The sequence below is a fragment of the Thalassomonas sp. RHCl1 genome (assembly GCF_947387555.1).
Lineage (GTDB): Bacteria > Pseudomonadota > Gammaproteobacteria > Enterobacterales > Alteromonadaceae > Thalassomonas.
Genome location: NZ_CANDNZ010000002.1, coordinates 1032026 through 1043978 on the forward strand (window position 1 = coordinate 1032026; position 11953 = coordinate 1043978).

Annotated in this window: 9 protein-coding genes and 2 tRNA genes; 5 read left to right on the forward strand and 6 right to left on the reverse strand. The window is 49.0% G+C overall.

Annotated elements, in window-relative coordinates; translation table 11 throughout:
* Positions 1-5: 5 nt before the first annotated feature.
* Genes tssE through QL234_RS10475 form a run of 5 tightly spaced genes read left to right on the forward strand, consistent with a single transcriptional unit; the run spans position 6 to position 6909 of the window.
* Positions 6-512 (forward strand): type VI secretion system baseplate subunit TssE, encoded by a 507-nt coding sequence (gene tssE / locus QL234_RS10455; RefSeq protein WP_281557759.1) that lies wholly within the window; start codon positions 6-8, stop codon positions 510-512.
* Positions 513-2369 (forward strand): type VI secretion system baseplate subunit TssF, encoded by a 1857-nt coding sequence (gene tssF / locus QL234_RS10460; RefSeq protein ID WP_281557760.1) that lies wholly within the window; start codon positions 513-515, stop codon positions 2367-2369.
* Entirely contained in the window at positions 2333-3349 is a 1017-nt protein-coding gene (gene tssG / locus QL234_RS10465) for a type VI secretion system baseplate subunit TssG (RefSeq protein ID WP_281557761.1), read from the forward strand. The genes tssF and tssG overlap by 37 nt, the downstream gene beginning before the upstream one ends.
* A 12-nt stretch (positions 3350-3361) precedes the next feature.
* Positions 3362-6091 carry a type VI secretion system ATPase TssH gene (tssH, locus tag QL234_RS10470; RefSeq protein WP_281557762.1) on the forward strand — a complete coding sequence of 910 codons (2730 nt, stop codon included), beginning with the start codon at positions 3362-3364 and terminating at the stop codon, positions 6089-6091.
* 29 nt (positions 6092-6120) lie between these two features.
* On the forward strand, positions 6121-6909 hold the full coding sequence (locus QL234_RS10475) for a pentapeptide repeat-containing protein (RefSeq protein ID WP_281557763.1): 789 nt from the start codon (positions 6121-6123) through the stop codon (positions 6907-6909).
* Positions 6910-6935: 26 nt separating this feature from the next.
* Here QL234_RS10475 and QL234_RS10480 read toward each other — a convergent pair whose 3' ends face one another.
* The 6 genes from QL234_RS10480 to QL234_RS10505 all read right to left on the reverse strand — a co-directional run bounded on the left by QL234_RS10480 (position 6936) and on the right by QL234_RS10505 (position 11820).
* Positions 6936-7184, reverse strand: coding sequence for a hypothetical protein (locus QL234_RS10480; protein WP_281557764.1), 249 nt, complete (start codon positions 7182-7184; stop codon positions 6936-6938).
* A 114-nt stretch (positions 7185-7298) separates the two neighbouring features.
* Entirely contained in the window at positions 7299-8897 is a 1599-nt protein-coding gene (locus QL234_RS10485; protein ID WP_281557765.1) for a diguanylate cyclase, read from the reverse strand.
* Between the two features lie 271 nt (positions 8898-9168).
* Positions 9169-9606, reverse strand: a complete 438-nt coding sequence (locus tag QL234_RS10490; RefSeq protein ID WP_281557766.1) for a universal stress protein — start codon at positions 9604-9606, stop codon at positions 9169-9171.
* A gap of 211 nt (positions 9607-9817) precedes the next feature.
* Complete coding sequence (locus tag QL234_RS10495; RefSeq protein ID WP_281557767.1) at positions 9818-11389, reverse strand: Na/Pi symporter; 1572 nt, start codon at positions 11387-11389, stop codon at positions 9818-9820.
* A gap of 218 nt (positions 11390-11607) precedes the next feature.
* Positions 11608-11683: transfer RNA gene (locus QL234_RS10500), tRNA-Gly, on the reverse strand.
* Between the two features lie 50 nt (positions 11684-11733).
* A tRNA-Leu gene (locus tag QL234_RS10505) sits at positions 11734-11820 on the reverse strand.
* Positions 11821-11953: the final 133 nt, after the last annotated feature.

Genomic DNA, 11953 nt, shown 5'->3' on the forward strand with positions numbered 1-11953 from the left:
ACTTTATGCCTGAACTTAGCCCGCAGGAGCGGTTGCAACCGTCATTGCTTGACCGGCTGACCGATGATGCCCCCGACAACAGCTCAGAGCCCAGGGAAAAACGCATTATCTCGGTCAAGGAATTAAAAAATTCGGTACAAAGGGATCTTTCCTGGTTACTAAATACCCGTAACTTATCTCCCCTGCTGGCGGAGAAAGACTACCCCGAAGTCACTTGCTCGGTACTAAATTACGGGCTCAGTGAATTAACCGGTATCAGCAGTGCTTCCCTGCGCCGGGACAAACTCGAGCGGGATCTGCTCAAGGCAATCAAGCAATTTGAGCCCAGGCTGATTGCCAACACCATAAGATTATCCGCCCGGGTCAATACTACAGAGGCCAATGCCAATGCCGTCACCTTTGAATTAACCGCCGAGATGTGGGCCCAGCCGCTGCCGCTGCAACTTTATGTGGAAGCCGAAATGGATTTGGAAAATGGTGCATTTTCCTTTAAAGGGCAAAGGATAGCTTAAATGGATCCCCGTTTACTTGATTTATACAATCAAGAGCTGAAATTTATCCGTGAACTGGGCGCCGAGTTTGCACAGGAATACCCGAAAGTGGCAGCCCGCCTCGGCCTGGAAGGTTTTGACTGTGCAGATCCCTATGTCGAAAGGTTACTGGAAGGCTTTGCCTTTTTAACGGCAAAAATACAATTGCAACTGGACAATCAGTTTCCCCACTTTACCGAAAACCTGCTCAATCATTTATTTCCAAGCTTTTTGATGCCAACCCCTTCCATGGCCATCTGCCAGTTTGAGCCGGATCAAGAAGAAGGCAGCCTGCTTGGCGGTATGGCGGTGCCCCAAGGCACTTCCCTCACCTCCGGCTTAAGCAAGGGGGAGCAAACCAGTTGTGAATATAAAACCGCGCAGCCCTTTACCCTGTACCCGTTAACCATCAGGGAGGCGGAATACCTCAATGCCCAATCGGTTGCCGCCCTAAGCACAGGGCAAAAACATTATTCGGCTATCCAATTGACCATAAATTGCGATCCCCTTTACCGCCTGGCCGATATTGACACGGATCAGCTGGAGTTTTATTTACGGGGGCCGGAAGCCCTGCCCATGCATTTGTTTGAATTATTATATACCGGCTTTAACCAGCTGAAATTCAGGGAAAACGACAAAGCCAACTGGCAAACGGAGCAACACCCGGTGACACTGGCATGCAAACAGCTTGACCGGGATAAGGCACTGATGCCCTACAACCCCCGTTATTTTGACGGTTTCCGCCTGTTGCGGGAATATTTTTTATTTCCCAAGCGTTTCTTGTTCCTGACCTTAACCGGCCTCAAACCCATATTAAAAAGGACCAAAGGCCATCAAGTACAACTGTTGCTGCTGTTATCCCGGGAAGACCGCCGCCTGGAAAATCTGATCACCTCAGATAACTTTTCATTATTTTGCGTGCCTGTTATTAACCTGTTCAGCAAAAAAACCGACCGTGTCAAGGTGTCACCGGGGCAAAGCGAATACCATGTGGTCGCGGATAAACTCAGGCCCTGTGACTACGAAATCTGCGATATTCAATCCCTGACCGGTTTTAGCGCCGGCGTGCAAGAGCAGGCAAATTTTTCAGCTTTTTACGCCGGTAAAAGCCGGGGCAGCACAGGCAATTATTTTGCCATCAAAAGAAAACCGCGAAAATTAACCGCTAAGCAAAAAAATTACCGCGGGCGCAGCAGTTACATAGGAACGGAGACTTTTATCAATCTTGTCGAACAGCAGCAGACAAACGCTTCACAGTCCCTGAGCCAATTGTCGGTGACCGCCCTTTGCTCTAACCGGGATTTACCTATCCTGATGCCCCTTGGCAAAGGCAGTACCGATTTTACCCTGGATATCAGCCTGCCCTGTCAGAAAATCCGTTGCCTGGAAGGACCAACCCGCCCCGCACCGCCGATAGCCGGCGGAGAAATGAACTGGGAAATTATCAGCCAGTTAACCTTTAACTACTTAGGTATTGATGTCAGGGAGACACAAGGCACCACCCGGGCCCTGAAGCAACTGATGAGTTTATTTGCCGATAAAAATGATGTCGCCGCCGTCAAACAAATTGAAGGGGTCCACGCCGTTCATTTGACCTCGGCTACCCGCCGTATTCCCCTGCCCGGCCCCATCTGTTTTGCCCGGGGACTGGCAATAGAGCTGGTGCTCGATGAGGCTTGCTTTGAGGGATCCGGGGTCTTTTTACTGGCGCTGGTATTAGATCAGTTCTTTGCCCGCCTTGTCAGCATCAACACTTTTACCCAGCTAACGGTTAGCACCACAGATAACAAGGAGATATACACTTGGCCGGTACGCATGGGAATGAAAACGAGTTTATAAAACATATACTCCAGCAAAAGTCATATCTTGAATATGATTTGTTTGCCTTGCTGCGGGCCATTGAACGCCTCAGTCCCCTCTATCCCGGACTGGGCTGTTCCAAAACGCCAAGGGATGATCCGGTGCGCCTGGGACAAAGTCCGTTACTGGCATTTTTTCCTTCTGCTATCAGCGAAATAAAAAAACATCCGGATAAACACTTATATAAAATTAAAAACAGTTACTGGGGGCTTTTTGGCTGCAACGGCCCGCTGCCCACGCATCTGAGCGAATATGCACTGCAACGAAAAATAGCGAAAAAAGATCTCACCTTATGTGAATTTGCCGACATTTTTCATCACAGGTTATTATCCCTGTATTACCGTGCCTGGAAAACCGGGCAAGCGAGTCTGCATTTCGATAAAAGCACCAATAACGAATTTCATAAATATATCAGCGCCTTATCCCGAAGTAACAGCACAGATCAGCAAAAGCAAACCACTGCGCTGCTCTATTGTGGTTTACTGACCAATAAAAATACCAGTTTGGCCCTTGCCGAGCAGATGCTTACCGGGCAGCTGGAGGTAACCACCAAGATCTTACCCATGCAGGGACAATGGTTACAGATAGATGCCAAAGATCTCAGCCTGCTAGGCAAAAGCAACAACCGTTTAGGCAAAAGCGCCATTAACGGCAGGCATGTTTTTGACCGCTTAAATAAGCTCAGTCTGTGCCTGTCCAGGCTGAGCTTAAGCCAATACTTAAGCTTTTTACCCCGGGGAGCAGGGCACAGGGAGCTCTGCAGCTTAATCAACCTGCTGGTGCCCAGAGAAATGACCATTGAAGTGCAATTGACATTAAGGCCGGGGCAAGCAACATCAAGCCATTTAAAAAATAACACCCGCCTCGGTTTTAACAGCTGGCTGGGCAATCACTCCCGGCAGACAGCAAGAATGGCAGAGCAACAAAAGTCTTATTTACTGCAACGCGAGTCACCTTAACGGAGCAAAGTTATGGCAGAGATCAGCAGGATATGTTTATTTGGCAAACTTAACTCACTGGCATTTAAAGCCGTTGAAAGCGCTACTGTTTTTTGTAAATTACGGGGGAATCCCTATGTGGAGATCAGTCACTGGCTACATCAGATCTTACAGCTGGATGACTCGGACTTACACCGCATCATCCAGCATTACCAACTCGATCTGGCGAAATTGCTCAAAGCACTGACCCAGTCGTTAGATCAATTACCCCGCGGTGCCAGCAGCATTTCCGATTTTTCCCACTTTCTTGAGCTGGCCATAGAAAGGGGCTGGGTCTACAGCAGCCTGGTTTATCAGCAAAGCCATATCCGCACCGGCACCTTACTGGTGGCCATGCTCAAAACCCCGGAATTGAAAAATATCCTAAACGCCATTTCCCCGCAGTTTGCCGGGATTAATGCCGAGTCTTTAAGCGATGAACTTGAAGATATTATTCAAGCGTCGTGCGAGCAGCATTTATCCGCCAATGATGCTTCTGATCCGGGGCGCCAGGCCCGGCAGCCGGGTGAAGCCAGCAGCGCCCTGCCCCTTGATAGTTCAAGTAGCCAGGGGGAAGGTGAAACCCTGAGCCGCTTTACCACAGATTTAACCGAGCAGGCAAAACAAGGCGGTTTAGATGCCATCGTGGGCCGGGATGAAGAAATCCGCCAGCTCATCGATATCCTGATGAGGCGTCGACAAAACAACCCGATCTTAACCGGTGAAGCCGGTGTCGGTAAAACCGCCGTGGTGGAAGGTTTTGCCCACAGGTTAAACAAAGGGGATGTGCCCCCCAAGCTGCTCGGGGTGCGTTTAAAACTGCTCGATATCGGTTTACTGCAGGCCGGCGCCAGCATGAAAGGCGAATTTGAACACAGGCTCAAACAGGTGATCGCTGAAGTGCAATCCTCCCCTGTGCCGGTTATTTTATTTATCGATGAAGCCCATACTTTGATCGGCGCAGGTGGCAGCGCCGGCACTTCGGATGCCGCCAATCTGCTCAAACCTGCCCTGGCGCGGGGAACCTTAAAAACCATAGCGGCAACGACCTGGGCGGAATACAAAAAGCACATAGAAAAAGATCCCGCCCTCACCCGGCGCTTCCAGGTGGTAAAAGTTGCCGAGCCGGATGAGGAAAAAGCCGTGATCATGCTGCGCAATCTCACCGGGCCCCTGCAACAGCACCATCAGGTAGATATCCTGGATGAAGCGGTCGAAGCCGCAGTAAAGCTCTCCGCCCGCTACATCAGTGCCCGCCAGCTGCCGGATAAGGCGGTCAGTTTACTCGACACCGCCTGCGCCCGGGTAGCCATCAGCCAGCACGCCACCCCGCCGCAGCTCGAAGACAGCCAACGGCAAATCGAGCAGCTTAACCTGGAGCAAGATATTTTAACCGAGGAAACCCGCCTCGGACACAATCATACAAAAAAACTGACCGCAGTCGACAAGGCACTGGCACAACAAACCAGCCTCGCCGCCGAGCTAAGCAAACGCTGGCAGCAAGAAATCGACCTGGTTGAGGAAATCGCCGCTTATAAGCAGGAGCTCAGTGAGCTTACTCCCGGCTCAGCCGCCAATTCAGGCAAAGAGCAAATAACAAAAGCAACAGAGCATGAACGGAAACAGGACAAAAAGCACGCGGGGTTATCGAAAAAACTAACCTTAGCGCAAACGGCTTTACAGACATTGCAGCGGGAAGACCCCCTGGTTTTGCCAGCGGTAGATTATCAGGCGGTAGCCTCGGTTGTCGCCGACTGGACCGGGATCCCTGTGGGTAAAATGGTGAAAGACGAAGTAGAAAATATCCTTAAGCTCAGCGACATCCTGGGCCGGCGGGTGATCGGCCAGGACCATGCGATGGAGATGATCAGCAAACGCATTCAAACCGCCAGGGCCGGATTGGATAACCCCAACAAACCCATAGGCGTTTTTATGCTGTGCGGCCCTTCCGGGGTCGGAAAAACCGAGACCGCACTGGCCCTGGCAGAAGCCATGTATGGCGGAGAGCATAACCTGATCACCATCAACATGAGTGAGTTTCAGGAAGCCCATACCGTATCAACCCTAAAGGGCGCCCCACCGGGATATGTCGGTTACGGCGAAGGCGGCATACTCACCGAAGCCGTGCGCAGAAAACCCTATTCCGTCGTGCTGCTGGATGAAATTGAAAAAGCCCATGCGGATGTCCATGAGATTTTTTTTCAGGTCTTTGATAAAGGCATTATGGAAGACAGCGAAGGCAGGTTGATCGACTTTAAAAATACCCTGATCCTGCTTACCTCCAATGTCGGCAGCGAATTAATCATACGTTTGTGCCGGGATCCGGCGTTAATGCCAAAGCCGCAAGGCATGAACCAGGCGTTACGTGCCCCTTTGCTAAAAGTTTTCCCGCCTGCGCTGTTAGGGCGCCTGGTGACCATTGCCTTTTATCCGCTATCACCAGAGATGCTGTCGGCCATTGCCCGGCTGCAACTTGAGCGTATTAAAAAGCGGGTCGCACTCGAGCATCAACTCCCCTTTGACTATGATGATAAGGTGATAGCACTTATCGTTTCCCGCTGCGCCGAGCTTGAAAGCGGCGGCCGTATGATAGATGACATCCTGACCAACTCCTTGCTGCCGGCCATTAGCCGCCATTACCTGAACAGCCTGCTTGAAGGAAAAGCGCTGAAACAGATCTCGGTGCGGGTAAAAGAGAATGAATTTATTTATGACTACCAATAACAGATGATCAGTAACGGACAGGTAATAAAATGGACTCGCTGAAAAACAAAACCCTGTGGGACTGGATGGGACTGCTGTTTATACCTATGGCCTTGCTCATCGGCGGCTACCTGCTTAACCAAAGCCAGATCAAACAGCAAAATAACATTGAAGAAGAGCGTATCAAGAGGCAAAACCAGCTTGAAAGCCGGCGTATCAGTGAGCAGCGTTTTATTGAGGATGAGCGTAACTATATCAATATTCTCAATAACTTTCGCCGATCTATTACCGATCTGATGATTAACGGCAGCCTTAATGACAGCGGCTATCACCCGGTTTCGGTACAGGCAGCCACGGCACTGACCGCTTCCACCGCCCCGCAGCTGGACGGTGAAAGAAAGGGGCAAATGATTATTTTTTTATATAATGCCCGGTTGATCATGAAAGACAATCCTAGAATTTATTTAGCGGATATCGATTTATCCGGGGCAAATCTGGCCAATACCCGTCTTGTTGGCATTAATCTGAGAAAAAGCAATTTAGCACAAGCCAAATTTACCAATGCCGATTTAACCCAGGCCAATTTTACTTCGGCGCAGTTGGCCGATGCCGATCTGAGCCAGAGTAAATTAATCGCCACGAATTTCACCGACGCCAGGCTAAGGGGCACCATCATCAGCGAGCACCCTGCCCACAGCTCGATAAAAGAAAACCAGGAGTTAATTGAAAGCCTAAGCCGGGCTCAACATTGGCAAGAGGCAGTTTTAAGCCCGCCATTACAAGCAAGACTCAAGCATTTACAACCAAGTAAAGAAACCGCCAAAGATAAAAAGCCCTGACATTTAAACGCATATTTTTCCAGTATTTAATTATCATGAGCAGCATTTAAGGCCTGCACGACAAAGCGCTCTATACTGTGTATGGAATTGCCGCTTTTCGGGCCGGGTAAAAACACACCGCTGTCGGTGAGATGATAGATATTAAAATGACTGCCGTTTTCACACACGGCAAAACGTTTAGCCTCCCGATGAAAATAAATCCTGCTTTTATCTTCCCGGGTCACCTGATATTCGGGGCAGCCCTTAATCGCCCGTTTAATTAACTCAAAGTCCATTTTCAGTTTGTTATCTTGCCTTAAGGTATAATTACTTTAATCAATACAAAAGCATATCGCAAAACCTTTCATGTAAAAATAATGCTGCCCGCGCTAAAGCCGTCGCCGGCAGCCTTATTGATAAAGGGTTACCCGCTCTTGCTGACTTTTATCATCAAGATCCTGATATAACATACCCCGGTTACGCCCCGCGGCCTTTGCCGCATACAGTGCCAGATCCGCCCGGTGCAACACCTGCTGATAACTTTCAGCAACCGGTATTTGTGAAAAATCCGTATAAATGGCCCCGCCAACACTGATGGTGACATACATTTGCGTATCCGACGCAGGATGGGGTATTTCCAGGCGACGGACACAGTTGATAATTTTTTCAACATTATGACGCAAGCCGTCAACATCGGTATTACTGATCACTATGACAAATTCTTCGCCGCCATAGCGGGCCACCAGATCATCCGCCCGGTGCATACAATTTTGCAATGCCCGGGCTACCTGAGCCAGGGCTTCATCTCCCTTTTGGTGGCCATAAAAGTCATTAAATGCCTTAAAATGATCAATATCACACATAATCACCGCCAAAGGAGAGCGGTTTCTTTGCATCAACAGCCACTGGTGTTCGATATGGCCGACAAAGGCCCTGCGGTTGGCAATTTTCGTCAAGTGATCGAGCAAAGACAAATCTTCAAGCAATTGTTTTTGCTTATTGACTATCTCCACCAGAGCATTAAATCTTTGCGCCGCCTTATCCATTTCATAAATATTAAAACGCACATGCAAGGGTTTTAATTTGTTACTGACCGCCATTTCCTTCATACGCTCAATAACCACTTCTAACCGGGTTACCAAAAGTTTATTGGTGGTAAGCACACCAAGGAACAGCAAAAGCAGCAATATCGACAACACAATAATAAAGTGGCTGTCGATTAATTCCATGGTGATGGCTCTATCATGGCCTATGGTCAGTAAGATCACCGGTTTACCATTGATATCGCGGATCAGCCGCTGGCGCTGATAAGAAAAAGCTTCGCTGCTGGCGGGCAAAGCCAGCCCCGGAATATCCTGGTATTGCTCACCCTCTTTGACTACCCTGGCCCGGATATCCAGGTTTAATTTCTCTGACATGGCCTCAAAGCGGCTTTCACGCAGTTTATGGATAAACACCAGGGCACCGATATTGTCGCCACTTTTGTCTGAATGCCTGATTTGTGTCGCAGAAAAGGCCACCGGGCCAAGTTGACTGGCTAAAATCCCGGTTCGGTTAGGTACCCCTAAATATTCCTGGCTTGGCAGTACCAATTTATTCTCGGGATATTTTTCAAAATCAAACAGATCCGAAGAATAACTTTTGCCGGTTAAGTGATCGTAGCTTTTTGAAAACACCAGCTTAAAATCCCGATCCAGGTAAAAAACCCCGTCATAAGCCAAGGTAATAAAGCCGGGATCGCCGTAGTTTTCGGCAATAAACTCGGCATTGGGCTTTTGCATAAAGCGATAGTTGCTGTCCCAGACGGCATAATCATAATTTACCGCCTGATTGCGGGTGATTTCACTGGAAATTTCATGCTTTAATGCCGCCAGCTGGCGATCATGCAGCAGGGAGAGCGTAGCTTCAAAGCGGGGAATTTCGATAAAATAGCGATAACCAAGTAAAGCAATTGTTAAAATGCAAATAAAAATAAACAGGTAAATCAGGACTATTTTTCGAAACTTCATCAATAAGATCAACCTTATACAGCAAATAGAGAATGTTCAGGACTATAAGATTTCCTTTCATTGGCCATTGATAACAGACAATTTACTTTAAGACAAAGCGTAAAAGAAGAAAAGCATAATCGTGCCCGCGGCCGGAGAAATTGTCAGCCATGGCAGGATTTTTAAAACAAAGAGGATTAAATAGTGCAAATAAACACAAGCGATTCACTCAGCTGCCGCAGAAGCACTGCTCTTTTCCCGGCAGCCAATCCTTAGGTTTTACCCTTATTTGCTAAGGCACTAAAACAATAGGGATACCTATGCAATGGGCAAGTTTATTGGCAACACTGCCCAGTAATAAATCAGTAATGCGTGAGCGGCCACGTCTGCCGACAAACAGCATATTGGCATGCTCAACCTTTACCCGTTCACGCAGCACTTCGACCGGCTCGCCCCACACCATTTCACAGTCGATATTAACCCCGCTGTCTGCATATTTATCCTCTAAAGGGGCAAAGACATTTTTTTTCACATAGGCCTCTTCATCCTTGGTATTAACCGACGGCGTGACAAAACCTTCTGCCACTATCGGTTGCATCCGGGACCAGTCAAGGACATAGAGCAATTTAACCCGACTGCCGTTACTTTTGGCCAGGGTTACCGCCCTTTGCGTAGCCCGCTCGGACCATTCACTGCCGTCGATACCCACCAGATATAAATGCTTATCCATTTTACCCCCTTAAGTTTTCCGTTAACTAAAAGTATTATAAGCAGATTTATAAATAGCTTAGCTTTGATCATAGTCACTGCTCACGGCCAGGCCGTTTTTCTTGATGCCTGTGCCATTTACTCTGCTTGCCTGAGCTCAGCTGTTAATAAAGATTATAATTTTGGGCTTTTTTTAAACAAGTTTTTCGCATAAGCTTATGCGCCAGATCAAATTACTCTTGTGCGGTAAACTCCCGGCAGTGATAAACGCTCCTTGCCAGGTGATTGCTGATCCTTTGCAGCCATCTCAGCGCCTCCATATACTCTGTCGCCCGCGGGACGGTGACTTTTCCCAGGGCAATATCCGTCATGATCTTTTTTCTCACCGGCTCAAGTTGCTCAGCTAACTGTACACGCAGCTCCCGGGCAAGTTGATAGGCTTCACGCCAGCGTTCGCGCTGTAACGCTACCACTAAAGACTCAAGGTGCCCGGAAATACCCAGCTGGATATTTTCCGGCAGCGCTAAGGCCGCCAGGTTTCTCACCTGAAAAATCTCTTGATCACAGCGCTGATGTAACCTGTGCAGATGATCTAAAACGTGAATCATGGCCAGTAACTTTGGCCATTCGGCTTGCTCGGTTTGCTGCAAATGGATCAGATCAACAAACGCCCGGGTTTGCCTCAAAGCGGTTTGCAAACAGGGCAAATCATCGGACGAACCTTTAAAGCGCTGTGCCAATAGCTGCTTGATGTGCATGATCAAGTCGATCAACTGCTGTTTACTCGAAGAAAACACGGCATTTACGGCAATACTCGGCTCAGACAAGAGACTTTTTTCCAGCTGCCCGGTATAGGGAGACGAGGCATCCGGCACGATTTTCATCATCAGCCGGGCAAAATATTCGCTAAACGGCAGCACCAACAGCACCCCGGCACCATTAAAAAAAGTATGAAAAGCCACCAGGGCGATTTCGCCGTTGACCTGCAGTTGACCCGGGGCAAAATATTGCCAAACCCAGGTATAGGGCGTCAGCAGCAACAAGGCCGCCATTGCCGTGAGCAGGTTGTAGACCACATGTGCCCATCCGGTTCTGCGCGCTGCGCCGGATGTTCCTATGGTTGCCATCAGTGCGGTAATCGTGGTGCCGACGTCCATACCAATGACCAGCGCCGCCGCCTGGTTAAAATTAACCGCCCCGGCATAAAGGGCGGTAAGGGCCGCGGCAACGCCGGCACTGGAAGATTGGGTAACAACAGTGATCAGGATGCCCAGGACAACCAGCTTTAAACGTCCGGCAAAGGTATCCGGCGGAAATTGTGCCGGGGTCAGCAAGTTTTCCACGCCCGCCATGCCTTGTTGCATCATGGAAATGCCGACAAAAATCAAGCCAAAACCGGCTAGCGCTAAACCCAGGCTTGCCAGGCGTTTTCGGGCAAATAGTTTTAATATCGCCCCCAGGAAAATAACCGGCAAGATCAAAGTGCCCAGTTTTAATTTAAAACCCAGCAATACCACCAACCAGCCGGTAATGGTGGTCCCGATATTAGCGCCGAAAATAATGCCCAAAGCACCGGAAAAGCTGATCAGCCCGGCACCGACAAAGCCGACGGCGGCCACCGTCGTGGCACTGGATGATTGTAAAATAGCAGTGCAGACAGCACCGGTAGCCGCACCGGAATAAGGACTGCGGGTAAAGTTTTTCAATGCCCGGCGCATGGCAGGTCCTGCCAGGGCGTGCAGGCCTTCGGTCATGATGATCATGCCAAGCAGGAAAATCCCCAGGCCACCTATGGCCTGAAGCAAAGTTAATAAGCTTGTTATGCGACAACTCCCTGTCAGCCGGGGATGTTATCAGCATAGCTGGCAAATAAATTTTTGGTAAACGCAGATGATAAAATGCACGCCTGGCCGGCACGGAAATAAAAAGCGTCATCTGATTGAAATGACTTATAAATGATAGCTGCAACTGACCGTTGACAAGACTGGGGTCTTTATTGATCCTGGGTATTAGCAGGGGGAAATGGAGCGGCTAACGAGACTCGAACTCGTGACATTCACGTTGGCAACGTGATGCTCTACCAACTGAGCTACAGCCGCATGTAGAACTTAATTTTTATGCTAATTTTACATCTTAACAGGTATTAAGATGGTACCCGGGGCCGGACTTGAACCGGCACGCTGTTACCAGCGAGGGATTTTAAATCCCTTGTGTCTACCAATTCCACCACCCGGGCAAAGTTTTCACTTGCCACTCGTTAATTTAAACGAAAGGTAGTTAATCGGATTAAGAAAATGGAGCGGCTAACGAGACTCGAACTCGTGACATTCACGTTGGCAACGTGATGCTCTACCAACTGAGCTACAGCC

What these genes read in the sequence shown, in the direction of transcription:
- tssE (WP_281557759.1), top strand. Translation starts at nt 6, where the DNA reads ATGCCTGAACTTAGCCCGCAGGAGCGGTTGCAACCGTCATTGCTTGAC.
- tssF (WP_281557760.1), top strand. Translation starts at nt 513, where the DNA reads ATGGATCCCCGTTTACTTGATTTATACAATCAAGAGCTGAAATTTATC.
- tssH (WP_281557762.1), top strand. Translation starts at nt 3,362, where the DNA reads ATGGCAGAGATCAGCAGGATATGTTTATTTGGCAAACTTAACTCACTG.
- QL234_RS10475 (WP_281557763.1), top strand. Translation starts at nt 6,121, where the DNA reads ATGGACTCGCTGAAAAACAAAACCCTGTGGGACTGGATGGGACTGCTG.
- QL234_RS10480 (WP_281557764.1), bottom strand. Translation starts at nt 7,184, where the DNA reads ATGGACTTTGAGTTAATTAAACGGGCGATTAAGGGCTGCCCCGAATAT.
- QL234_RS10485 (WP_281557765.1), bottom strand. Translation starts at nt 8,897, where the DNA reads ATGAAGTTTCGAAAAATAGTCCTGATTTACCTGTTTATTTTTATTTGC.
- QL234_RS10490 (WP_281557766.1), bottom strand. Translation starts at nt 9,606, where the DNA reads ATGGATAAGCATTTATATCTGGTGGGTATCGACGGCAGTGAATGGTCC.